Raw genomic sequence first — 24,586 nt, 5'->3', positions numbered from 1 at the left:
GGTGTAAAGTGAAAGGTGTTGACAAACGACTCGATCAGTCGGTATAATAATTTTTGTTTGTTTGGAGTGATAGTGATGCAACTATTTTTTCGCAAAGTAGCAACAAGTGACGGTCCTTTTCCTATCCGTGAATCTCTTAATGTGAGTGAATTGGTGGATGATCGTGCTGATGTTACGGCCGTTTCCCCGCTGGAGACCGACTTGGTCGCCGTTAGTCTGGGTCAAGGCTTGATGAGCGTGGAAGGCACGTTGACCGCAGGTCTGGACATGCTGTGCTCACGCTGTTTAAGCCCGATGCACGAGGATTTAAAGATTGAATTCCGTGAACGGTTCAAGCAAACCTCTTCGAGTGTTGAAGAGGAGGATGAAGATGGCGATTTTATCGCAGTGACGGAGGAATCCTTCGACATTGCACCGTATTGTGAAGAACTGTTTGTACTGCATGTGCCGTTTGCGCCTTTGTGCAGTGAGGATTGTCAGGGAATCGCACCAAAGACCGGACAAAACTGGAGTATTGGCTCCGATGACAGTAACGATGGCGATACGGAAAAGATTGATCCGCGTCTGGCAGGGCTTAAGGATTTTTTTAAATGAGAATTGAGTTCAATTCTGAAAAATCATCATCCGCTTGTGCCGGAGAGTTACTGAACCGATGCGTGGATGTTGCAGGCTTGATTCACCGGCTGTAAGATAATTGCTTCTGGCATTTTCTTTCAGTCTTGAATGAGATAAGAAGTCATACCCGCTATGCGGGGGTGATCTGGTTAAGGAGGTGGGAATAATGGCAGTACCTCAACGGAGAACATCCAAAACTCGTCGCGACAAACGTCGTACTCACTTTAAACTGGCAGTACCAGGTATGGTGAAATGCTCCGAATGCGGCGAATTGAAACTTGCTCACCATGTGTGCAAAGTTTGCGGAACGTACAAAGCTAGAGAGATCATCTCTCAATAATGTCCGATAAGCGGATTCTTTGGAATCTTCGCAGGAAGAGTAGCGCTTCACTTCAGTGAGGCGCTACTTTTTTTTGTCTGCATGCTTCCTTTTTACGTCAGCATGCTATATACTGTTTTAGTACCAGGTTCTAAGAAAGAAGGGCCGAAGAGGTTCCTTTATACATACAAGAAGACAAATCGGCTTGAAGTTTCGCCGTTAGAAAGTGAAGTGAAGTAACCCGAACTGTCGTCTGAACGACAGTTTATTGTAGGGAAAGGAGGCGTCACTGACATCGAACGTTTGCCGAAGAGACAGAGACAGCAGCGGCTGACTCAATTAATTGATGATAATCCGTTCGTAACGGATCAGGAATTGACAAGACAGCTGAAGGTAAGTATTCAGACTATTCGGCTGGACCGGATGGAGCTGGGAATCCCGGAATTGCGGGAACGGCTAAAGCTGATGGCTGAGCGCTCCTATGACCAGGTTCGTTCTTTGCCTTTGCATGAAGTGATCGGGGATATCGTTGATCTACAGTTGGATCGAAGCGGTATTTCGATTTTTGAGATTAAAGAGGAACATATTTTTTCGCGTACTGGCATTGCGCGGGGGCATTATGTATTTGCCCAGGCCAATTCATTGGCCGTAGCCGTGATTAATGATGAGATAGCACTGACCGCGTCAGCGGATATACGCTTTGTCCGCCCGGTTCATTTAGGTGAGAAGTGCATTGCCAAGGCATATGTACGCTCTAATCCAGAACAAAAAGGGAAGGCTAAAGTGGAAGTCTTTGCCTACGTAGGAGAAGAAATGGTGTTCCAAGGCAACTTTGTCATTTATCGCTCCACGGAGGAAGAGTATAGCGAAGGAGGAAGTCAGCATGCGGATCGCCATTGATGCCATGGGGGGAGATAATGCTCCTGAGGCGACAGTAGAGGGCGCGCTATCTGCGGCGGCGGAATGGAAGGATACGGACATTACGCTGGTTGGTGACCGGGAACGAATTGAATCGGTTCTGAACGGTAGGGCGTTGCCGACGAACCTCAGCATTCGCCATGCATCCGAAACGATAGATGCGCAGGACGAGCCTGTAAAGGCAGTGCGCCGTAAAAAGGATGCTTCGATGGTCGTGGCTGGTCGAATGGTCAGAGAAGGCGAAGCGGATGCCATGATATCCGCAGGTAATACAGGCGCGCTAATGACCACAGGGTTGCTGGTGGTTGGAAGAATGGAAGGCATTGAACGTCCGGCTCTCGCGCCGATGATACCAACGATTGATGATCAGGGTATTCTGGCGCTGGACTTGGGAGCCAATATGGATGCCAAGCCTGAGCATCTTGCCCAGTATGCACTGATGGGGAGTTTGTATCGTCAGAAAGTTCACGGTGTGACTTCTCCAAGGGTGGGTCTGCTGAATGTGGGGACTGAAGCTGGGAAGGGCAATGAACTGACGAAGTTGGCATTTCCACTTATTGAGCAATTACCTGTCAATTTTGTGGGTAATGTTGAATCGAGAGATGTGTTAACCGGGAATTGTGATGTACTGGTGTGTGATGGATTTGCTGGAAATATCATGCTAAAATCACTGGAGGGTACAGCCGGAGCCATATTTTCTCTCTTAAAAGAGCAATTCACCAAATCCTTGAAGACCAAGCTTGCGGCAGCCTTGATTATGCCTGAGCTTCGCAGTCTGAAAGGTAAATTGGATTATAAAGAGCATGGCGGGGCTCCTTTGCTGGGTTTGAGTGGACTCGTCCTGAAAAGTCACGGTTCGTCTGACGGCGTTGCCGTCAAAAACGCGGTAAGGCAGGCTCGTACGGCCTTGCAAAACCGGTTGGTGGAAAGTATATCCAAGGAAATCAGCAGGAAGTGAGTGACGATATGAATAAATTACGGCCGGTTGGTGTTATCGGAACAGGGAAATACGTACCTGAGAAAATTCTAACCAATAAAGATTTGGAAGCAATCGTAGAAACGAGTGATGAATGGATTGTCAGCCGTACAGGGATTCAGGAGCGCCATATTGCGGCTCCAGAACAGGCTACATCTGATTTAGCTTATGAAGCAGCAATTAAGGCGTTGGAGTCCGCGGGTATGACGGCACAGGATCTGGATTTAATTATTGTAGCTACGGTTACACCGGATATGGCGTTTCCGTCAACTGCCTGCATTCTTCAGGACAAATTGGGAGCCAAAGGCGCAGCAGCTTTCGATTTGTCTGCGGCATGCTCGGGTTTTGTATACGGACTGGCTACGGCAACGAGCTTCATTAAGACAGGTATTTATAATAATGCATTAATCATTGGGGCAGACTGTCTTTCTCGGATTACAGATTATACCGACCGCAATACCTGTGTTCTATTCGGAGATGGTGCAGGAGCTGTAGTGATTGGCGAAGTGCCTGAAGGTAGAGGATTCCAATCCTTTGATCTCGGGGCTGAAGGTGCCGGAGGCAGCTTACTCAAGTTGGAAGCAGGAGGCTCGCGTTTGCCTGCGAGTGCAGACACACTGGAAAATAAACAGCACTATATTTACATGAACGGACGCGAAGTGTTCAAGTTCGCGGTTCGTGTTATGGGAACGGCAACGGTTGATGTGTTGGAAAAAGCAGGGTTGTCCAAAGATGATATTGATCTGTTCGTTCCGCATCAAGCCAATATTCGCATCATCCAATCGGCGATGCAACGTCTGGATTTACCAGAGGAAAAGGTAGTTGTTAATGTTCATAAATATGCGAATACATCTGCAGCATCAATCCCTCTCGCTCTTGTGGAAGCAGCTGAGGAAGGCCGCATGAAGGAAGGCGACCGTGTATTAATGGTGGGCTTTGGCGGTGGCTTGACCTGGGGAGCGTCGGTTCTTGTCTGGTAATTAGTTGGAAGTTTCGATATAATATTGAATTTGTGTAGTGTTTTACAGGACAAGCATTGGATACAGAGAGGTGCATACACGATGGGCAAAACGGCATTTATATTTCCCGGTCAGGGTTCACAAGCTGTAGGTATGGCTAAAGATGCTTATGAAGCAGTTCCAGCTGCAACAGAAGTATTTCGCCAAGCGGACGAACGGTTAGGGTTCGCACTAAGCGCACTGATTTTTGAAGGGCCGGACACAGCTTTGAAGCAAACATCCAATACGCAGCCTGCACTGTTAACGGCGAGCATTGCGTTGTATGAAGCGTTCAAGGAAAAAATGGGCATTCATCCCGATTATGTGGCTGGACATAGTCTAGGAGAATACAGCGCGCTAGTCGCTTCCGGTGTCCTCGCATTTGAGGATGCGGTTGAGATCGTTCGTACACGTGGCGAGTTCATGGAGCAGGCCATTCCTGATGGGCAAGGCGGGATGGCTGCTGTGTTGGGAGCTGATCGTGAAGCATTGGCAGCATTGTGCCGTGATATTACGGAGTCTGGTCAACTGGTTGAACTAGCCAACATCAATTGTCCCGGACAAATTGTTGTATCTGGTACGAAGGAGGGCGTAGCTGCTGTCGCTGAACGTGTAAAGGAAGCAGGAGGCAAGCGCGCTATTACTCTGGAGGTTAGCGGTCCTTTCCACTCGTCATTGATGAAGGAAGCAGCGACCAAGCTCTCCGGCAAGTTGGGGGCTGTAACTTTCTCCAAAGCTCAGATTCCGGTTGTTGCCAATGTAACAGCTAAACCTGTACGTGAGGGGAGCGAAATCCGCCAACTGTTGGTGGATCAGGTCTATTCTCCGGTACTGTGGGAAGACAGTGTAACATGGCTACTAGAACAAGGTGTTGACACCTTTGTTGAGTTTGGACCGGGAAGTGTTTTGACTGGACTGGTTAAAAAAATCGACAAAACGGTTAAGCTGTATAATATAAGCAGCCTGGAGTCGTTTGCTTCTGTAACGGAAGCCTTGGAGGCCCGTTAAAAGTATAATCATTGCCTTAACGGGTTATATACTTGCAAGGGGGGACTATGATGTCTAAGCCATTGAGTGGAAAAACGGCGCTCGTTACGGGAGCGTCGCGCGGAATTGGCCGTAGCATTGCGCTGGCGCTGGCTGAAGCAGGCGCTAATGTGGCAGTAAACTATGCTGGTAGTGAAGCGGCTGCGACTGAGGTAGCAGAGCAGATTCGTGCCAAAGGTGTAGAGGCTATTACAGTTCAGGCTAATGTCGGTCGCGCTGACGAAGCAGATCAGTTGATCAAGGATGTGATTGGCGCTTGGGGCAAGATTGACATCCTAGTGAATAATGCCGGCATAACAAGAGATAATTTAATCATGCGTATGAAGGAAGAGGAATTCGATCAGGTGATCGAAACGAATCTGAAGGGTGTGTTTAATTGTCTTAAGGCGGCAACACGTCCAATGATGAAGCAGCGTTCTGGCCGAATTATCAATATCTCCTCCGTGGTCGGTGTACTTGGCAACGCAGGACAAGCCAACTACGTTGCTGCTAAAGCAGGGGTAATTGGTCTTACCAAATCCTCTGCTCGAGAGCTTGCGTCAAGAGGTATTACAGTGAACTGTGTGGCTCCTGGATTCATCGATACTGAGATGACGCAGGTACTGGCTGATGATTTGCGTGACAATATGCTGAGCGGTATTCCGCTGGCCCGTCTTGGACGGCCTGAGGAAATTGCTGACGTGGTGCTGTTCTTGGCCTCGGATGCTTCCTCATATATGACGGGCCAGACTTTGCATGTGGATGGCGGCATGTATATGTAGTAGCATGTTGCCAATCCGCATGCCCCGATGAAGAGTTGTCAATGAAAACTCTCTTCTATGGCATTTTAATTGTAATTTTCGTATAATACCTAAGAGGAGGTGAGCCGGATGTCCGATGTATTGGAGCGCGTAAAACGCATTGTCGTTGACCGTTTGGGAGCCGACGAAGCCGAAGTTACACTTGAAGCATCTTTTAAAGATGATTTAGGCGCTGATTCTCTCGATGTAGTTGAATTGGTAATGGAATTGGAAGATGAGTTTGATATGGAAATCTCTGATGAAGATGCAGAGAAAATTACAACTGTAGGTGAAGTTGTGAAGTACATACAATCTCATACCTAATTCATGTCATCAAAAGTCCCGTTCTGTTACAGGCGGGACTTTCTCCTAATTATACAGATTGAACTAAAGACGGAATTGCCGCGTGTTTTTGAGTTTGGCTCAGCTTCACTTAGTCAAAGGCTGAGAAGTATGCGTCATTACTAACTTTAGTTGATTCTATATTATTTTTACGCACAAGAATGTGCGGTCTTAAAATACAATATGCAGTAGACATAGAGGTGATTATCTTTGAAACAACGTGTTGTCATAACAGGAATGGGTGTAATCACTTCGCTGGGACAGGATTTGAACACACTATGGGATAATCTGATGGCTGGAAAATCCGGCGTCAGTGAAATCGAAGCTTTCGATACAAGTGAGTACACTACGAAAATAGCCGCTTCCATTAAAGATTTTAATCCAGAGGATTATATTGAACGTAAGGATGCGCGTAAAATGGACCGCTTTGTGCAGTTTGCGGTTGCTGCTAGTAAGTTGGCGCTTGAGGACAGCGGACTTGTAATCGGAGAAAATGCGGACGCTGAGCGTGTTGGTGTATCTGTCGGTTCCGGTATTGGCGGATTGGGAACTTGGGAAGATCAGCACAACGCGCTGATTGAAAAAGGACCTAAACGCGTAAGCCCTTTCTTCATCCCGATGATGATTGCTAATATGGGTTCCGGTCAAGTATCGATTTCACTCGGTGCTAAAGGCCCTAATACATCACCAGTTACGGCATGTGCCACGGGCAGTCATGCTATTGGCGATTCCTTCCGCATGATTCAGCGCGGTGACGCAGACGCCATGATTTGCGGAGGAGCTGAGGCCACTATTCGTCCGATTGGTATGGCTGGATTTTGTTCCATGCGAGCGATGTCCACGCGTAATGACGAGCCTCAAAAGGCAAGTCGTCCTTTTGATACCGAAAGAGACGGGTTTGTTATGGGCGAAGGCTCTGGTGTTCTTATTCTGGAATCGTTGGATCATGCTTTGAAGCGTGGTGCGCGTATTTACGGTGAAGTGATTGGCTACGGTCTTTCTGGCGATGCCCATCATATGACGGAGCCTGATCCAGAGGGAGCGGCACGCTGCATTAGAATGGCGATCCGTGATGCTGGATTGAATCCTGAAGAGATTGATTATATCAATGCACATGGTACATCTACACCAGTCGGTGATAAATCCGAAACGGAAGCAGTTAAGAAAACGCTTGGAGAGCATGCCTATAAGGTAGCGATCAGCTCAACCAAGTCGATGACAGGGCATTTATTGGGTGCAGCGGGCGGCGTTGAAGCCGTGATCTGTGGTCTCGCCCTTCAGCATCAGACGATTCCGCCAACGATTAATTTGGATAATCAAGACCCGGCATGCGATCTTGATTATGTACCTAATAAGCCGAGAAAAGCGGAACTGAATGTGGTTATGTCCAATTCCTTTGGTTTTGGCGGTCACAATGCTACGGTTATTCTAAAAAAATATGAAGCATAAGGGGTCAGTTCGTTGAGTGGAGACTTGAAGCAATTACAGCAGAAACTTCATATTCAATTCAACAATCGGCAGCTTCTGAAGCAGGCCTTTACGCATGCTTCCTACGTAAACGAACATCGGTTCAGTCAGCATGCAGACAATGAGCGTCTTGAATTTTTAGGTGACGCTGTTCTGGAACTGACGGTGTCCGAGCAATTGTACAATCAGTACCCTAATCGACCCGAAGGCGAACTCACCAAGTTGCGTGCAGCTATTGTCTGTGAGCCTTCTCTGGTGAAATTTGCTGTCGGGCTTGAGTTCGGGCAATATGTACTGCTTGGAAAAGGTGAAGAGTTGACAGGTGGACGTACTCGTCCGGCTCTGTTGGCTGATGTATTCGAAGCGTTCGTAGGTGCGCTTTATTTGGATCAGGGTCTGGAGGCCGTCCGGTCGTTTCTGGAACGTTATATTTTTCCTCAAATTGTATTAAATGGTAAGCTTCAGATGAGTGATTTCAAAACAGAGCTTCAGGAACTGACGCAGCATCATAACATGGGGATGCTTGAATACAAGATTGTAGAGGAGCGCGGACCAGCCCATGAGCGCGAGTTTGTAGCTGAGGTATATATGGACAGCGAACGGCTAGGGGCAGGTACGGGACGCTCCAAAAAAGAAGCTGAGCAGCAAGCGGCGGCAGTAGCTTTAAACCGCTTGAAGCTGGCAGAATCGTAATCGGTACCTGAGCAGCCCGGACGGGTTACGCAAGCAGGGGGCACAAAGTAAGAGCAAAGGGCAGTCCGCGGGGAGTCCCGGCCCGTAATGGCGAATGGACTGCGTTTTGCTCTTTTTTCGTGGCTTTGCTGGTGTAATGTGAGTGTCGGTACTGTGCTTTATACAAGCTAGTTTATGCTACAATAGGGATAATTCATATCAATCAGGTATACGGTGTTGTACAAGCATATTTGAAATGTTAGAGGTGAGATTGAGCATGTTTTTAAAGCGCATTGAGCTGGCGGGCTTCAAATCGTTTGCAGATAAAACGGAAATGGAATTTGTCCGCGGCATTACGGCAGTCGTCGGACCCAACGGAAGCGGAAAAAGTAATATTTCCGACGGAATTCGTTGGGTGCTAGGCGAACAGAGTGCCAAATCACTGCGTGGCGGCAAAATGGAGGACATTATTTTTGCGGGTAGTGATGCTCGTAAGGCTGTTAATTACGGTGAAGTATCGCTTACGTTGGATAATGAAGATCAGGCGTTGCCTCTGGATTTTGGTGAGGTCACGGTAACGCGACGTGTACATCGAAGTGGGGATAGTGAATATTTCATTAATCGGCAATCATGCAGACTCCGAGATATTACAGAGCTGTTTATGGATACAGGCATTGGTAAAGAAGCTTATTCAATTATTGGGCAGGGACGCATTGAAGAAATTCTGAGTACCCGATCTGAGGATCGTCGAGGTATTTTTGAGGAAGCTTCGGGTATCGTAAAATATAAATCGCGTAAAAAAGATGCGGTTCGCAAGCTGGATGAAACGGAGCAAAATTTGCTGCGTATTCACGATTTGGTTAGTGAACTGGAGGATCAGATTGGACCGCTTAAGGAGCAGTCTGAAAAGGCGATTCATTTTAAAGAGCTGCGCGGTGAATTGAAATCAAAAGAAATTTCAATGTACGTCCATCAAATTGAACAAATTCATACTTCGTGGAGCGATGCGACTTCCAAACTAGCTCTGTTGCAGCAGGAGCAGCTTCAGTTGTCTACGGTGGTGTCCCGCCATGATGCGATGCTGGAAAGCGACCGCAACGAATTGCGCCAGCTGGAAGAGCAGGTAGAGCAGTTGCAAAGGGATTTGCTGCAATACAGTGAAGCGACGGAGAAAAGTGAAGGCTACGGCGAATTGCTCAAAGAGCGCACACGCAATCTGGAGGCTAATCGGGAACAATTGATCTTATCACTTAGCACAAGCGAATCACGGCATTCCGAGCGTAGGAGTGAACTGGATCAGCTGAACGAAAAACTGTCTACACTGAATGTAGAGCTTGACGAGTTGCGTGCGCGGCTGTCTGACGAAGAGGCCAAACTGATTGGTGTTACAGGCGGAATCAGCCAGGAGCAGGAAGAAAGCCTAAAGGGTGGTCTGCTGGAGCTGATGAATCAGATGGCGCAGGCGCGTAACGAAATTCGTTATACAGACCAACAGAAGGAAGCATTGGAACGGCGTGTGACTCGCGTAAGTGACGAATCCGGCAAATGGGAAGCCCAGAAAGTACAACTTGAACAGCGCAAAAAGGGATTGGAAGCTGCGGTTCAGAAGCTGGGGCAGGAAATCAGTAGTTTGCGTAGTGGCTATATTCAGGGAAGTGAAAAGTACCAGGCCCTGCAAAAACTACTGGAAGAAAATCAGGGTACGGTTCGTAAATGGGAACAAAAACGTGAGGCTCAAATTTCACGGCGAGATACAATGAAGGAAATGCAGGATGACTTTGACGGCTTCATGCTTGGAGTTAAAGAGGTATTGAAGGCTGCACGAAAAGATACTTTGCACGGTGTGCATGGAGCGGTAGCGGAGCTGATTCGGGTGCCTGAGCATTTAGAGCAGGCGATGGAAACCGCTTTGGGTGCTTCAGTTCAGCATATCGTGATGGAAAATGAATCCGTATCCAGACAGGCGATCAGTTTTCTAAAGCAGCGTCAACTGGGCAGAGCGACATTTTTGCCTATGGATGTTATCCGTCCGCGTCAAATCGGTGCAGGAGAACGCCAAATTGCAGAAGGAGCCGAAGGCTTTGTCGGAATCGGTGCAGATCTTGTTCAGTATGATGATCGATATGCCGGAATTGTAGGCAGTCTCTTGGGGAATGTGGTCATTGCCCGTACGTTGGAAGATGCAAACCGTATTGCGGCCCGTTGCCAATATAGATACCGCGTGGTCACTTTGGAAGGCGATGTTGTCAATGCAGGGGGTTCCATGACTGGGGGAAGCCAGTTCAAGAAAAATGCTAATCTGCTTGGACGCAAACGTCAGCTGGATCAGTTGGACCAGGACATTGTAGATACGGAGCAGCAAATTGCAAGGTTGCGCCAGAGTGCAATAGATACCAAACGCCAGTTGGAGGAGACACAGACCCGTCTGGACGAGTTGCGCCAGGGCGGCGATGTGAAGCGCGGTGAAGAGCAGCAGATGGCAATGGAACTCAAGCAACTGGAGCATGAACTTCGTCATGTTCTGGAGCAGGTCGCTGCGTCTGGTCAGGAGAAAAAGGGCTTTGATCAGGAAATCAAGGAGCTAGAAACTTCCCGTGAAGAAGCGTTGGTAAAGTTGGCTGCGCTGGAGGAAGAAGAAAAGAAAACGCATCAGGCCATTCACGCTGCTGAATTTGCCCGTAAAGCCAACGAATCTGCCAAAGAGCAGCTGCAGGGAGAGCTCACGAATCTCAAGGTAAGAGAAGGAAAGCTGGACCAAGAGCGCTTTTCTTTGGAAGAGCAGTTGCGCAGATTGCGTGGGGATTATGATACTCTTGGTAAAGATTCGAGACAAAACAAAACCTTGCTTGCTTCCATCGAAGCAGATTTGCTGACCAATGAGCAGGAGACCGTGAAACAGATTGAAAATCTCAATCAATACCGTTTGAAAAAGGAAGAAGCCGCACAGCAACTGGAATTCAAACGGGCTGCACGCAGCAGCTTGTCCAAAAAGCTTGAAGTGGCTGAGAACGACACGAAAGAACAGCGAATTCAGCTCAAGTCAGTGGAGGAGTTGCTTCGTCAAACGGAAATTGGAGTAAATCGGCTTGATGTGGAACTGGAAAACGTTCTGAAAAAATTAAGTGATGATTATGAACTCAGCTATGAGTTAGCCAAGCAGCGTTACCCTATACCGGAAGATATTGAAGGTACGCAGAGCGAGGTAGAGAGGCTCAAACGGGGTATTTCCGCGTTGGGTGAGGTGAATCTGGGCGCCATTGAAGAATACCAGCGTGTGCATGAGCGTTATACGTTTCTTGATGAGCAAAAGTCTGATTTGGTGGAGGCCAAGACAACACTTTATCAGGTTATTCGTGAAATGGATGAAGAAATGTCCAAGCGCTTTAAGACTACGTTCGATGCTATTCGGCGCGAATTTGGAACGGTATTCTCCAAGCTGTTCGGAGGCGGACGTGCTGATCTCGTGCTGCTTGACCCGGAACGCTTATTGGAGACGGGAATTGACATCGTAGCTCAGCCACCGGGCAAAAAACTGCAAAACTTGCTGCTGCTGTCAGGCGGTGAGCGCGCGTTAACAGCGATGGCGTTACTATTTGCCATTTTACACGTTAAACCTGTTCCATTCTGTGTACTCGATGAAGTAGAGGCTGCATTGGACGAAGCAAACGTGGTGCGTTTTGCCCAGTATTTACGAGAATTCTCGGAGCAGACACAGTTCATTGTAGTCACACACCGTAAGGGCACAATGGAAGAATCTGATGTGCTTTACGGGGTTACGATGGAGGAAGGCGGGGTTTCCAAACTCGTATCTGTCAAGCTAGACAACGATGAAGCTGAGATTGCCTGACATTAAATAACCTACTTTCAGACCAACGGAGGGAATCCATGAGTTTCTTTAGGAAATTGAAGGAAAGCATTGCAAACAAAACTGAATCTGTCACAAAACAGTTCAAAGATGGTTTGGAAAAAACACGTAAAGGTTTTGTTGAAAAAGTAACGGATTTGATGATTCGCCGTAAAAAGATTGATGAGGAATTTTATGAGGAACTGGAAGAAATTCTGATCGGAGCGGACGTAGGCGTCAACACGGTTATGAACCTCATTGAAGACCTGCGAGAAGAAGTGAAAAAGCGCAAAATTGAGGACGCATCGGAATTACAGCCTGTACTGTCGGAAAAGCTGTCCGAGTTGCTGCGGGGGAATGACAATAGTCAGCTCAAAATGAGCGCTGACGGGATTACAGTCATTCTATTCGTGGGAGTCAATGGCGTCGGCAAAACGACAACCATTGGCAAGTTAGCTCACCGTTTTAAACAAGAGGGCAAAAAAGTATTATTGGCTGCTGGAGATACGTTCCGGGCGGGTGCGATTGAACAGTTGGAGGTATGGGGCGAACGGGCAGGTGTAGAGGTTATTAAGCAGCAATCCGGTTCCGATCCGGCTGCGGTTATGTTTGATGCCGTACAGGCTGCCAAGCAGCGTCAAGTGGATGTTTTGTTGTGTGATACCGCTGGACGTCTTCAGAATAAAAGCAATCTGATGGAGGAACTGAACAAAATTTTCCGCGTGATCCAACGAGAAATTCCAGATGCTCCTCATGAAGTGTTGTTGGTACTTGATGCGACGACTGGACAAAATGCACTTAACCAAGCCAAGCTGTTTGGTGAGAAAAGCGGTGTAACCGGGCTGGTACTAACGAAGTTGGATGGTACAGCGAAGGGCGGGATTGTTGTGGCCATCCGTCAGGAGCTGAATTTGCCTGTTAAGCTGGTGGGCTTAGGTGAAAAAGTGAATGATCTTCAACCGTTTGATTCCGAGCAATTCGTTCATGCGTTGTTTGCGGGGTTGATTCAGGAAGAGACCGTCGAAGCAACTGCTGCAGACGAGGAAGAACAGAACTGATACGTTTAAAGTAGGCTTTCATGCTACGTTTGGGACTAAGTAGCCATCCTGTTGCTGTTCAAGCTCGCCCAGATGTATAATGAAAGCAAGAGGTCTGTCGATGCCGTATATGTAATGTATGTTGTATGTAAAATATAAATAAGGAAGCCGGGTGAAAAACCGATGGCAAACACCTATACCTACTCCCGACGGGAAGAAGTAGCCAACGCCATTACACATGGAATTGGAGCCGTTTTAAGCGTGGCAGCGCTTGTGTTACTCATTGTTTTTGCTAGCTTGAAAGGAACCACTTGGCATGTCGTCAGCTTTACGATTTACGGGATTACGATGCTGCTGTTGTACACCAATTCAACGTTGCTTCATAGCCTGCGTGAAGGGAAAATGAAGGATTTGTTCGAAATATTCGATCATTCTTGCATTTACCTGTTCATTGCAGGTAGCTATACCCCGTTTATGCTCGTTGCACTGCGAGGTACTCTGGGATGGACACTGTTTGGAGTGATTTGGGGGATTGCACTGTTTGGTGTGTTGTTCAAGGCGTTCTTCACCAAGCGCTTCCTGTTTATGTCTACCGTGTTTTACATTGTGATGGGCTGGCTCATCACAATTGCCTGGAATCCTCTGGTTGCGACTGTTCCCGCCGGAGGGATGACGTTATTGTTCGTAGGTGGTCTTATGTATACGTTGGGCACGATTTTCTATGTGTGGCGGGCATTTCCATATCACCATGCGATCTGGCATCTGTTTGTTTTAGCAGGCAGCATACTTCATTTTCTGGCTGTTCTGCTGTATCTTACTCCAGTAAGGGTTTAAGTAACAGTGGGCAAAAAGCCGATCCGTACTTCCGTTTGAGGGCAGTGGATCGGCTTTTTTTTGTATGACAAGGGATAACGCTTGACATCTTCTTTTCTTTTATGTATCATAAGGAACGTTGAAAAGAACTGTAAAGTGTTTTTCCTTGACGATGGAGGTATACAAGATGAGTCAGGAGAATCGGCTGGAAAAGACAAACCGGATTAACCGACTGTTTGACTTCTATGAACCTCTGCTTACAGAGAAGCAACAGATGTTTTTAAAATATTACTTCCATGATGATTTTTCTTTAGGGGAAATCGCATCGGAATTTCAAATTAGCCGTCAGGCAGTATATGAACATATTAAACGTGCTGAACAGGTATTGGAAATGTACGAGGAAAAGCTTGGTTTGCTAAGCAAGTATGAGCGTAGAATCCAAGATCTCGAAGAATTAAATAAGACGTTGTATGAGGCATTCGGTAAAATCGGTGAGTCCGATGAAGGCATTCTGCAACATGTTCATCAAATTGTAAATCGCCTGCAGGAACTGTAGGACATATAGATTAAGAACAAACAACCCTGGTAGACAAGGAGGTGCGAAAGTATGGCATTTGAAGGATTATCGACTCGCTTGCAAAATGTATTCAGTAAACTGCGCGGTAAAGGAAAAGTGTCTGAGGATGATGTAGCTCAGGCGATGCGTGAAGTACGATTAGCTTTGCTTGAGGCGGACGTTAACTTCAAGGTTGTAAAGGACTTTATTGCCAAGGTAAAGGAGAAATCCGTTGGTAAGGAAGTGATGGACAGCTTTACGCCAGGCATGGTCATCATCGACATCGTGAACAAAGAACTGACCGAGTTGATGGGTGGCAGTCAGGCCAAGCTTGCCAAAGCAAACAAACCGCCTACGGTCATTATGATGGTGGGTCTCCAGGGCGCAGGTAAGACGACGACGTCTGGAAAACTGGCGAAATTGCTGCAAAAGCAAAATCATCGTCCATTGCTTGTAGCTGGTGATATTTATAGACCAGCCGCGATCAAGCAACTTCAGGTTCTTGGGGAGCAGATTAATACTCCTGTATTTACACTGGGAGATCAGACAAGCCCGGTAGAAATTGCAAAACAGGGTTTGCAGCATGCTAAGGATAATGGTAATGACTACGTTATTATAGATACTGCTGGTCGTCTTCATGTTGATGAAGAGCTCATGGAAGAGTTGCGCCAGATTCATACCAACGTCAACCCGGATGAAGTTCTACTGGTTGTAGATAGCATGACGGGGCAGGACGCGGTTAACGTTGCGGAGCACTTTAATAATAGCTTGGAGTTAACGGGAGTTGTTCTGACGAAGCTGGATGGTGACACTCGTGGTGGTGCAGCTTTATCGGTTAAGGCTGTGACGGGATGCCCAATCAAGTTTGCTACATTGGGTGAAAAGCTGGATGCGATGGAGCCGTTTCATCCTGAACGGATGGCTTCACGGATTTTAGGCATGGGTGATATGTTGTCCCTGATTGAAAAAGCGCAGTCCAATATCGACGCCGATAAGGCGAAGGAAATGGAACGGAAAATGCGTAATGCCGAGTTTACTTTTGAAGATTTTCTGGAGCAAATGGATCAAGTTAAGAAGCTTGGCCCAATCGACCAGATTCTTGATATGATTCCCGGTATGGGCAACATGAAGCAAATGAAAGATATCAAAGTGGATGACAAACAGATGGGCCGGATTGAGGCTATCGTTCATTCTATGACCACACAAGAAAAGCAAAACCCAGATATGATTAATCATAGCCGTCGCAAACGTATTTCTGTAGGCAGCGGAACATCACTGGCTGAGGTAAATCGTCTGATAAAGCAATTCGACGAAATGCGTCGCATGATGAAGCAGTTCTCAGATATGATGGGACCTAAGGGTGGCAAAAACAAGGCTATGAAGCAGTTGAAGAGTATGGGTAAAGGTATGAAGTTTCCTTTCCGCTAAGGCCAATAGGCCCTTGGAATTATGGGATAACAATATACAGTCTACTTTTTGAAGGAGGTGAATTTTCGTGGCAGTTCGTATTCGTCTGAAACGTATGGGTGCACATAAAGCTCCTTTCTATCGCGTCGTGGTATCTGATTCTCGTTCCCCGCGTGACGGTCGTTTTATCGAAGAAATCGGTTACTACAACCCAATCACAGTACCAGCGGTTGTAAAAATTGATGAAGATAAAGCGCTGAAATGGTTGCAAGATGGTGCACAAGCATCCGACACAGTCCGTAACTTGCTTAGCAAAGCGGGCGTAATGAAAAAGTTTCATGAGTCTAAACTACAGAAATAAGGTGCTGATACGGAGGGTCAACCATGGAAGAATTAGTGATAATCATTGCTAAGGCTTTAGTCGATCATCCGGAAGATGTAACCGTGAAGACCTTGGAGAAGGATCGGCTTGTTGTATATGAGCTTAGTGTGCATCCTGAGGATGTAGGCAAAATCATTGGTAAGCAGGGTCGTATCGCCAAGGCGCTTCGCACTGTGGTTGCATCAGCAGCCGTTAAGATGGATAAACGGGTTACCGTAGACATCATATCTTAAAGATATACGAAAGTGGGTTAGGATGTATGTCCTAACCCTTTTTCGTACATGATGAAGATGATATGGAGCGGGACCGATTACAAGCAGGAGGAACACGATGCAACAATTGTTTAATGTCGGAAAAATTGTGAACACCCATGGAATCCGTGGGGAGCTTAAAATATTAACGACGACAGATTTCCCAGAGGATCGCTTTGCTAAAGGTAGTGAACTTTTGATTGTTCCGGCTGAAGGTAAAGCCCCGATTCCCGTAACTATTGAAACAGCGCGTTTTCAAAAAAATATGGTTGTCGCTAAATTTAAGGAATATCACAATATCAATGAAGTTGAAAAATATAAAGGTACTTTGTTGAAGGTATCTGCTGATCGGTTAGGCGAATTGGAAGAAAATGAATTCTATTTTCATGAAGTAGTCGGCATGGAAGTGGTGACCGAAGACGGAAATGAGCTCGGCGTGGTTAAAGAAATTTTGACTCCGGGAGCCAATGATGTATGGGTAGTCAAAATGCCTAAAGGCAAGGAACTGCTATTGCCGTATATAGAGGATGTTATTTTGGATGTAAACGTGCGCGAAAAACGGGTTACGGTACGGTTGATGGAAGGTCTGCTGTAATGCGGGTGGATGTGCTGACCCTGTTTCCAGAGATGTTTGATGGAGTATTTAATGCAAGCATTCTGGGAAAAGCAAGGGATAAGGGAATTGTATCACTGCAAGCGGTTAATTTTCGTCAGTATGCCGGCAACAAGCATGGACAAGTGGATGATACGCCTTATGGCGGTGGGGGTGGCATGGTTTTGAAGCCTGACCCTATTTTTGCTGCCGTGGAAGCGCTGTTGGATAAATCAGAGGAATCAACATTAGAAACTGCCGATGAAGTTATTCAACATGAAGGGATAGAACGTAACACAGACATAAAATCTCCGCGTATCATTTTGATGTGTCCACAAGGCGAGACTTTTACGCAAAAGAAAGCGGAAGAGCTGGCCAAAGAGGACCATCTTATTTTTATATGTGGGCATTATGAGGGTTATGATGAGCGTATTCGAGAGCATTTGGTGACAGATGAGCTTTCCATCGGAGATTATGTATTGACTGGCGGTGAGCTTCCAGCCATGGTCGTCATTGACAGTGTGACACGCTTGCTGCCAGGAGTGCTGGGGAACGAAACGAGTGCGGTAACGGACTCGTTTAGTACGGGGCTGCTGGAGTATCCCCATTATACCCGGCCTGCGGAGTTTCGGGGCTGGAAAGTACCAGATGTACTTCTGTCAGGGCATCACGTCAATATTGATTCTTGGAGACGACAAGAGGCGTTACGTCGTACGATGGAACGCCGACCGGATCTGTTGGAACAAGCTGAATTGACAGGCAAGGAGCGCGTGTGGGTTGAGGAGCAGCGCAAAGCTGACGGTTTGGAGGAAAAGCAATAAAGCGCTTTAGACATGAGTGGATTTGAAAGCAGGCAGTGACCTGTTTTATAATGGAGTCAATTAAATAATGTTTGGTCAAATCCCTTTTTGTTGTTGCAATGCGGTATCCTCCATGATACAATACATCTGTTGTGTGTAATACGGTGGTCCTCTGTGGATAATGAAGGAAACGGTTGTGTTTCCAGAAGAAGCATGAACACCTGTACGGAAGGAGGGAGTCATAGATGAATATCGTCCAAGCGATCACTGAAGAACAACTGCGTAAAGATTTGCCTAACTTTCGTCCTGGTGACACTTTGAAAGTGCACGTGAAAGTTATTGAGGGAACTCGTGAGCGTATCCAGTTGTTTGAAGGTGTTGTCATTAAACGCCGTGGTGGTGGAATCAGTGAGACTTTTACAGTTCGTAAAATTTCTTACGGTGTAGGTGTGGAAAGAACTTTCCCGCTTCATTCCCCAAAAATCGATAAAATCGACGTGGCTCGCCGTGGTAAAGTGCGTCGTGCGAAGCTTTATTATCTTCGTGAACTGCGCGGTAAAGCAGCGAGAATTAAAGAAATTCGTCGTTAATACAACGAATAACGAAAGGGGCTTGGTTACAAGCTCCTTTCGTTTTTTCTACGTACATAGGGAACTGTGGATTATTGACCGTAAAGAGAGGACAGTGAGCTATGGAGCAAGAAGTAGGACAAGGAGCTGTACAGCAGCCAACTGAACAGGATGGTACGCCCAAGCGTAAACCAAAAAATGAGATTTTTGAGTGGCTTAAGGCCATCATTATTGCGTTAGTGCTTGTCTTTTTAATCCGCTGGCTTCTCTTTAAGCCGTTTATTGTGGATGGCCCGTCGATGCAGCCTAACTTTCATACCGGAGAACGCGTCATTGTAAATGAGATTTTGTATGATTTCCGTGCCCCTAAACCAGGGGAAGTGATCGTGTTTCATGTGCCGGAGGAAGGAAGAGACTTTATCAAACGCGTCATTGCCGTTGAAGGAGATACGGTCAAGGTAGAAGGTGACACGATTACAGTAAATGGTAAGCCGATTCAGGAAGCTTATTTGAAAGCTCCTTTAGAAGAAGCGCATCAGAATGGCGAGCTTTACAACAAGTTTACAAATTTTCCAAATGAGAAGTTTAAGGATGGAAAAGTTCCGGCAGGGCATATTTTTGTAATGGGAGATAACCGTTCCAATAGTACAGACAGTCGGATGATTGGATATATTGATTTGAAGGAAGTCGTAGGTCGGGCTGACGTTATTTTCTGGCCGGCGCAAGATATGCAGTGGATTAACCACTAGAATAACTAATAAGCAGCATAGCTGCCGTAATCCTAACGAAGAGCCTAAGGGTAAAAGTAGGAGTTACGATCAATGGGGTGATGACGGTGACGATTCAATGGTTTCCTGGTCATATGACCAGAGCGCGCCGCCAAATTGAAGCAAAATTAAAGTTAATTGATTTGGTCATTGAGCTGATTGATGCTCGATTGCCGCTCTCCAGCCGAAATCCAATGATTGATGATATTTTGCAAGGCAAGCCGCGAATGATTATTTTGAATAAAGCAGATTTGGCGGACCCGGTAGTATCACAGCAATGGATTGCCTATTTTAAGGAGCAGGGGCATGTGGCCCTTCCGGTGGATGCCACAACTGGGACGGGACTAAAAGAAATTCCGATTCAGGCTAAGCTGCTGCTTAAGGAAAAGATAGATCGGCAGATTAGGAAGGGAATGAACCCGCGTCCTATGCGTGGGTTGATTGTTGGTATTCCGAATGTCGGTAAATCGACACTGATCAACCGAATGGCGGGACGTAATATTGCAGCTACGGGTGACCGTCCAGGGGTAACGAAGGCACAGCAGTGGATCAAGATCGGAGAAATTGAATTGCTGGATACACCAGGTATTCTATGGCCTAAATTTGAGGATCAGAATGTAGGCTATCGTCTGGCAGTTACAGGTGCGATCAAGGAAGAAATTCTGAATGTTGAGGATATTGCCTTTTTTGCGACTAAATATTTGGTTCAGTACTATTGGGATGCACTGGCAGAGCGCTTTGAGCTCACCGAACGTCCTGAAGATACAGAAAATCCTGATGAAATTGTCAACGTTATGGAAGCGATCGGACGTAAACGTGGCTGTATTGTTAGCGGCGGACGTGTAGATCTCGAAAAGGCGTCAAAAATCATTTTGCGTGAGCTGCGTGCAGGGAAGCTGGGACGATTCAGTTTGGAAGCTCCTTACTGATTTTACTGGTACACCGATGCAGAACATAGCATTTTGTGGCAAGGAAGAACCTTCCCCATCTCTCCGGAGAGGAGGAAGGTTTTTTTGGTATTTGAAGGCAGTTAGAAAAGGGTTTTGGACGGTGAAGGTCTGTGGTAAGCTGAATTCAATCGCTAGAGCTACGGCATGAATGACGCGTTAAACTACATATAGATGGGCAGGTATTGAATATGGAAAATAAAGAGATTGTAGTGAAGGACATGCTACATTATGAAAAAAAATGCTGGGAGCAGTCTTGTGAGCGGATTGCAGGTATTGACGAGGTAGGTCGTGGATGCCTGTTTGGTGATGTTGTGGCCGCAGCAGTCATTTTACCAGTGGGTGAGTTACTGGAAGGTGTGGATGATTCCAAAAAATTGACGGACAAGAAGAGAGAAGCATACTACGAGCTGATTATGGAGAAGGCTATTGCTGTAGGAGTTGGCTATGTAGACGCGCAGACGATTGATGATATCAATATTAAACAAGCAGCTCGTTTGGCTATGAAGCAGGCTATTGAGGCTTTACATGTGTCTCCTGATTATTTACTGGTGGATGCAGAAAAGGTAGATGTGCCTATTCCTCAGCTCTCTATTATTAAAGGAGATGCCAACAGTCAGTCTATTGCGGCGGCATCTATCATCGCCAAGGTAACCCGTGATCGGCTGTGCAAAGGTGAATGGGATGCGAAGTATCCGGAATATGGGATCGGTATACATAAAGGTTACGCTACCAAGTTACACAGGGAACAAATTTTGGCGCTAGGACCTACAAAGATGCATAGACGCAGCTTTCTGGGCAATTTGTTGACGGAGCAACCGACGCTGTTTGATCTGTAGTTGCTTATTATGAATCAGGACAATGCCGATATAAAGTATAACTAATACCATAAGCCCCTTTGAATGGGGGAGAGTGAGAGGAGGGGCGATATGAACATCGGATCTGTATTTCGTGGATTACTTGGAGATGTGAAGGCTGGAGAGGCTAAAAAACTTGATATGCAGCCAGGTCAGGTTGTACGAGGAGTCGTGCTAAAGGTGTCTGAGGACGGCAGCGAGGCTGTGTTGCAAATACAAGGTTCTCAGGTCAGGGCAAAGCTGGAGACCCCTCTTCAACCTGGACAGACTACAACGTTTCAGGTTCAACCGGCTTCCCCCAGCGGAATGACGGTGCTTAAGCCTCTGAACGATGTGACCAATACACCACAGCAAACCGTAGCGCTGACAGATGTATTGGAATCGGTGGGACTGCCGGATACAGCTCAGAACAGGGAGCTTATACAGGCAATGCAAAAGAATGGTGTGCCGTTGACATCTGAAAATGCGGCCTCTTTGCGAGAAGCTATGGCGAAGCAAAACGGCAATGTACAATTGGGAACGTTTGTGCAGGCGGCGGCAGTTGCCTTTCAGCGGGGACTTCCATTGACGGCAGAAAGCATAAACGGATTGCGTCAAGCGATGTTTGGGCCTCCTTTAAATGATCTGTTGTCTTCGCTGGAGCAAGAGCTTGAAGCGGTATTAAAGCAGCAAGGACAGGGAATATCCACTGACCGTTCAGTGGCGGAATCAACAGCTATAAAGAGCGCTGATCGAATGCCTGCTAGTCCAACAGGTGCTTCTTCCGGGGTGGTTGTAGATGGACAGGAAGGCCAAGCTCTCATATTGTCCAAGGATGCTTCTACCGCTGCAAAGCAGGCAGAAGCTGGACAAACCACAGGCGGCAAGGAATTGTTAAAAGGGACTCAAGCAGCCAACCTTGCTGCTGCAGTGAGTGAAGCGAGTGCTTTAGCAACAGATTCAGATACTGCGACGGGAGCTACATCTGCAGCCAAAGGGACTGCTCCAGGAGAAGCGGAGACAGTCAATGGACGCGGAGCGACAGTGGCATCGGAAGCTAGCGTAATTGCTCCAGAATCGGGTGCTGATGCATTAAACGGTCCTCGCACCAGAGTGGAGCAGTCACAGTCACAGCAAGCTACTGCGTCAAGCACACAACTTAAGAATGCGGATGGCGCTCCAGCGGTTGCCACGGCAGAATCTGCGGGGGCAAAGACAGCCTTAACCGCGGCCACGGCTGACCGTCCCACTGCACAGCAGGCTGGTGCCCCTGTGCCGCAATTCACAGCAGGTAACACTGCTGCGCCAGAGGTGCCGCTCCAGCGGCTGCGCACGTTGCTGCAAGAGCTACGCGCGGCGGTGCCGCCCGCACTGGGCACAGCTGCGCCGGAGCAGCCCGCAACGGAAGTGGCGCAGCCAACGGCTGGCGCCTCACGAGCCGCAGACGCCGCTGCGTCGCAGCCTGCGGCGTCCAGCACGCAGCTTCCCCCCACGGAGGACCCGTGGGTGGGCCGCGTACTGAAGCTGCTCGGTGCAGAGCACGAGCAGCAAGTACACCGCGCGACTACACAGGTCGCGCAAGGGGCGGCGGCACGTATGGAGCCGCCAGAGGGAATGCCCCAGACGCTGCCGGGATTAGCGGCTGCGTCTGGGGACACGGTGTCAGCAGACGCAGACACCGTAAAAGGGGCGCTGCTCCAGCTGATGAGCAGTGACGATCTGCCGCCCGCTTTGAAAGAGGCGGCCCAGCAGGTTGTACAGCACCTGACAGGTCAGCAGTTGCTGCTCAATACAGACCGAACGGCGCCTTTTGCACAAGTACACATGTTTATACCGTTCGTTGGACCGGACGGTCGTGAAACAGCTACGATCCAGATTCAGTCCCGCCGCGGCAAACGGGGAGAGCTGGACGCCTCCAACTGTCGTCTTTGGTTTGATTTGGACATGAAGGGGCTTGGACCGACCCTGGTAGATGTCCAGGTTGTAGATCGGATTGTAAGTGTCAAGCTCCATAATGATCATGAATGGGCGGCTTCGTTGTTAACCAGTGGGCGTGAGTCCATTCACACAGCGTTGGAGTCACTAGGATACCAACTTCTATCGCTTCGTACTGAGCCTATGCCCATAAGGACTGAACAGAACAGTCTCGCCTCTTCTGAAGTACAAAGCTATGTGCCTCAGCCGTATAAAGGAGTCGATCTTAAAATATGAAAGAGCCGTTGGAACCTCCTTCTCCTTCCATAAAGAAGGCGGTCGCCCTTAAATATACGCCTGGTGAGAGCGAAGCACCGATTGTCGTTGCCAAAGGGAGCGGCCGTGTTGCGGATAGCATTTTAGAAAAAGCTAAAGAACATGGTGTTCCAGTACAGGAGGATGCTGCGCTGGTTGAAGTACTATCCAAACTCGATTTGGACGAACAAATTCCTGCTGAGCTCTATCAGTTGGTGGCAGAGGTGCTTACCTATATATATCAAATGGATAGGCTTGCATCAAAGGATGACTGGTGATGTCGAATGAAATGAAGGCTGGAGGCAAGGATCAACGGAAAGCCAAAGGAGCGATGGGCGAAGAGGCAGCGGCTTTGTTTTTAGAAAACTTGGGTTACCGTATCATAGAGCGTAATTGGCGATGCCGCAGTGGTGAAATAGATCTGATTGCCAAGCAGGAGCATACACTCGTGTTTATTGAGGTACGTAGTCGAAGTAGCTCCAAGTATGGAACGCCAGCAGAATCAGTTACTGCGCGTAAAAAGCCCAAGTTCGCCAAACAGCCGCTGTATATTTGCACATGAACGGGATTGGAGAAGCTCCAATCCGCTTTGACATGATTTCTGTACAATTAACTGACGAAAAGGCAGTTGTTACGGACCATTTAATAGGCGCATTTTAAACGAGTAAGAGCTTATTCAAAGGTAAGAGTGCGGGACTGAATTCATATGTGCAGGTTGACAGGAAGGAAAGCTACAGGTATATTTTATTGAGAATAGTTATCATTTTCATCTTAAAATGAATATCTAGAAGTTGTACCTGTGAAGGAGGATTTACGTGACAAAGCATACCTTTAGTGAACATGTCATAGATGTAATTCAGGAACGCCGGACGATTAAACGATTTAAATCCGACTCCATTCCGGTAGATACGATCAAAGAACTGCTGGACGTCGCTGTGTGGGCTCCTAATCATAAAATGCGTGAACCGTGGCGTTTTCTGTTGTTTGCTGGTGAAGGACGGAAAAAGCTTGCAAAAGCAATTGCAGCCGATATTGGTAAGGACAACAAGTTTGAGAGCGGCATTTTGCACAACCCGATCCAGCTTTTAGTAGTATTGGAAGAAGACCCGCGTCAAGCGGTTTGGGATGAGGATTTTGCAGCGGTCAGCGCGCTTGTACAAAACTTTATGCTTGCCGCATGGAGCAAAGGAATCGGAACGTTTTGGGTGACAAAGCCATTTTTGTATTCGCCTAAGTTCCGTGAGCACTTGGGAATTCAACCAGGTGAGAAGGTAATAGGAATGATATATGCAGGTTATCCTGACGTTATCCCGGAATCAAGACCACGTACTCCGGCAGCCGATAAGCTGACCTTGTTTGACAAATAATCTGTCGTCAGATAAACTTAGTCAAGAATTTTGAAAGCATGGTCCGAAGCTAAAAT

26 protein-coding genes and 1 pseudogene are annotated in these 24,586 nt (G+C 47.3%); all 27 read left to right on the top strand.

Annotated elements, in window-relative coordinates:
• The first annotated feature begins 75 nt into the window (after window positions 1–75).
• Window positions 76–594 carry a YceD family protein gene (locus tag G9G54_RS01655; protein ID WP_165175675.1) on the top strand — a complete coding sequence of 173 codons (519 nt, stop codon included), beginning with the start codon at window positions 76–78 and terminating at the stop codon, window positions 592–594.
• Window positions 595–781: 187 nt separating this feature from the next.
• Window positions 782–955, top strand: a complete 174-nt coding sequence (gene rpmF, locus G9G54_RS01650; protein WP_007429979.1) for a 50S ribosomal protein L32 — start codon at window positions 782–784, stop codon at window positions 953–955.
• A gap of 282 nt (window positions 956–1,237) precedes the next feature.
• A complete protein-coding gene (gene fapR / locus G9G54_RS01645) occupies window positions 1,238–1,834 on the top strand; it encodes a transcription factor FapR (protein WP_007429980.1) in 597 nt (198 codons plus the stop codon).
• Window positions 1,818–2,810 carry a phosphate acyltransferase PlsX gene (gene plsX, locus G9G54_RS01640; protein ID WP_061832012.1) on the top strand — a complete coding sequence of 331 codons (993 nt, stop codon included), beginning with the start codon at window positions 1,818–1,820 and terminating at the stop codon, window positions 2,808–2,810. The genes fapR and plsX overlap by 17 nt, the downstream gene beginning before the upstream one ends.
• Window positions 2,811–2,818: 8 nt before the next feature.
• Window positions 2,819–3,808: a beta-ketoacyl-ACP synthase III gene (locus tag G9G54_RS01635; RefSeq protein ID WP_069291709.1), complete on the top strand. Its 990-nt coding sequence runs from the start codon at window positions 2,819–2,821 to the stop codon at window positions 3,806–3,808.
• An 81-nt stretch (window positions 3,809–3,889) separates the two neighbouring features.
• A complete protein-coding gene (fabD, locus tag G9G54_RS01630) occupies window positions 3,890–4,834 on the top strand; it encodes an ACP S-malonyltransferase (RefSeq protein ID WP_165175673.1) in 945 nt (314 codons plus the stop codon).
• A 50-nt stretch (window positions 4,835–4,884) separates the two neighbouring features.
• Window positions 4,885–5,634 carry a 3-oxoacyl-[acyl-carrier-protein] reductase gene (fabG, locus tag G9G54_RS01625; RefSeq protein WP_025721716.1) on the top strand — a complete coding sequence of 250 codons (750 nt, stop codon included), beginning with the start codon at window positions 4,885–4,887 and terminating at the stop codon, window positions 5,632–5,634.
• A 108-nt stretch (window positions 5,635–5,742) separates the two neighbouring features.
• Window positions 5,743–5,976, top strand: coding sequence for an acyl carrier protein (locus tag G9G54_RS01620; protein WP_007429985.1), 234 nt, complete (start codon window positions 5,743–5,745; stop codon window positions 5,974–5,976).
• 228 nt (window positions 5,977–6,204) lie between these two features.
• Entirely contained in the window at window positions 6,205–7,443 is a 1,239-nt protein-coding gene (gene fabF / locus G9G54_RS01615; protein WP_061832008.1) for a beta-ketoacyl-ACP synthase II, read from the top strand.
• A 12-nt stretch (window positions 7,444–7,455) separates the two neighbouring features.
• The gene (gene rnc / locus G9G54_RS01610) at window positions 7,456–8,154 is read left to right on the top strand and encodes a ribonuclease III (RefSeq protein ID WP_013309856.1); all 699 of its coding nucleotides are present in this window, start codon (window positions 7,456–7,458) and stop codon (window positions 8,152–8,154) included.
• A 256-nt stretch (window positions 8,155–8,410) separates the two neighbouring features.
• Window positions 8,411–11,980, top strand: a complete 3,570-nt coding sequence (gene smc / locus G9G54_RS01605; RefSeq protein WP_165175672.1) for a chromosome segregation protein SMC — start codon at window positions 8,411–8,413, stop codon at window positions 11,978–11,980.
• A 38-nt stretch (window positions 11,981–12,018) separates the two neighbouring features.
• On the top strand, window positions 12,019–13,035 hold the full coding sequence (gene ftsY / locus G9G54_RS01600; RefSeq protein WP_061832006.1) for a signal recognition particle-docking protein FtsY: 1,017 nt from the start codon (window positions 12,019–12,021) through the stop codon (window positions 13,033–13,035).
• A 162-nt stretch (window positions 13,036–13,197) separates the two neighbouring features.
• The gene (gene trhA / locus G9G54_RS01595) at window positions 13,198–13,848 is read left to right on the top strand and encodes a PAQR family membrane homeostasis protein TrhA (RefSeq protein ID WP_013309859.1); all 651 of its coding nucleotides are present in this window, start codon (window positions 13,198–13,200) and stop codon (window positions 13,846–13,848) included.
• 166 nt (window positions 13,849–14,014) lie between these two features.
• Window positions 14,015–14,383, top strand: coding sequence for a putative DNA-binding protein (locus G9G54_RS01590; protein WP_069291713.1), 369 nt, complete (start codon window positions 14,015–14,017; stop codon window positions 14,381–14,383).
• Between the two features lie 51 nt (window positions 14,384–14,434).
• Window positions 14,435–15,811 carry a signal recognition particle protein gene (gene ffh, locus G9G54_RS01585; RefSeq protein WP_061832003.1) on the top strand — a complete coding sequence of 459 codons (1,377 nt, stop codon included), beginning with the start codon at window positions 14,435–14,437 and terminating at the stop codon, window positions 15,809–15,811.
• A gap of 67 nt (window positions 15,812–15,878) precedes the next feature.
• Window positions 15,879–16,151, top strand: coding sequence for a 30S ribosomal protein S16 (gene rpsP, locus G9G54_RS01580; RefSeq protein ID WP_013309862.1), 273 nt, complete (start codon window positions 15,879–15,881; stop codon window positions 16,149–16,151).
• A gap of 23 nt (window positions 16,152–16,174) precedes the next feature.
• Window positions 16,175–16,405 carry a KH domain-containing protein gene (locus G9G54_RS01575; protein ID WP_013309863.1) on the top strand — a complete coding sequence of 77 codons (231 nt, stop codon included), beginning with the start codon at window positions 16,175–16,177 and terminating at the stop codon, window positions 16,403–16,405.
• A gap of 97 nt (window positions 16,406–16,502) precedes the next feature.
• Window positions 16,503–17,018 (top strand): ribosome maturation factor RimM, encoded by a 516-nt coding sequence (rimM, locus tag G9G54_RS01570; protein WP_165175670.1) that lies wholly within the window; start codon window positions 16,503–16,505, stop codon window positions 17,016–17,018.
• The gene (gene trmD, locus G9G54_RS01565; RefSeq protein ID WP_165175668.1) at window positions 17,018–17,836 is read left to right on the top strand and encodes a tRNA (guanosine(37)-N1)-methyltransferase TrmD; all 819 of its coding nucleotides are present in this window, start codon (window positions 17,018–17,020) and stop codon (window positions 17,834–17,836) included. The genes rimM and trmD overlap by 1 nt, the downstream gene beginning before the upstream one ends.
• A 224-nt stretch (window positions 17,837–18,060) precedes the next feature.
• A complete protein-coding gene (gene rplS / locus G9G54_RS01560; RefSeq protein ID WP_010346403.1) occupies window positions 18,061–18,405 on the top strand; it encodes a 50S ribosomal protein L19 in 345 nt (114 codons plus the stop codon).
• A gap of 101 nt (window positions 18,406–18,506) precedes the next feature.
• Window positions 18,507–19,133: a signal peptidase I gene (gene lepB, locus G9G54_RS01555; protein ID WP_165175666.1), complete on the top strand. Its 627-nt coding sequence runs from the start codon at window positions 18,507–18,509 to the stop codon at window positions 19,131–19,133.
• An 86-nt stretch (window positions 19,134–19,219) separates the two neighbouring features.
• On the top strand, window positions 19,220–20,080 hold the full coding sequence (gene ylqF / locus G9G54_RS01550; protein WP_023988173.1) for a ribosome biogenesis GTPase YlqF: 861 nt from the start codon (window positions 19,220–19,222) through the stop codon (window positions 20,078–20,080).
• Window positions 20,081–20,289: 209 nt separating this feature from the next.
• Window positions 20,290–20,937, top strand: a complete 648-nt coding sequence (locus G9G54_RS01545; RefSeq protein ID WP_080682994.1) for a ribonuclease HII — start codon at window positions 20,290–20,292, stop codon at window positions 20,935–20,937.
• A gap of 90 nt (window positions 20,938–21,027) precedes the next feature.
• On the top strand, window positions 21,028–23,145 hold the full coding sequence (locus G9G54_RS01540; protein ID WP_165175664.1) for a DNA ligase: 2,118 nt from the start codon (window positions 21,028–21,030) through the stop codon (window positions 23,143–23,145).
• Window positions 23,142–23,441: an EscU/YscU/HrcU family type III secretion system export apparatus switch protein gene (locus tag G9G54_RS01535; protein ID WP_165175662.1), complete on the top strand. Its 300-nt coding sequence runs from the start codon at window positions 23,142–23,144 to the stop codon at window positions 23,439–23,441. The genes G9G54_RS01540 and G9G54_RS01535 overlap by 4 nt, the downstream gene beginning before the upstream one ends.
• Window positions 23,441–23,823 (top strand): annotated as a pseudogene (locus G9G54_RS01530) (YraN family protein). The gene G9G54_RS01535 and the pseudogene G9G54_RS01530 overlap by 1 nt, the downstream one beginning before the upstream one ends.
• Window positions 23,824–23,978: 155 nt before the next feature.
• The gene (locus G9G54_RS01525; protein WP_025723284.1) at window positions 23,979–24,530 is read left to right on the top strand and encodes a nitroreductase family protein; all 552 of its coding nucleotides are present in this window, start codon (window positions 23,979–23,981) and stop codon (window positions 24,528–24,530) included.
• Window positions 24,531–24,586: the final 56 nt, after the last annotated feature.

Source organism: Paenibacillus sp. EKM212P, from assembly GCF_011066115.1.
Classification (GTDB): Bacteria; Bacillota; Bacilli; order Paenibacillales; family Paenibacillaceae; genus Paenibacillus; species Paenibacillus polymyxa_B.
The sequence above is the reverse complement of the archived record's forward strand: the minus strand, read 5'-3'. Positions and strand labels throughout refer to the sequence as shown.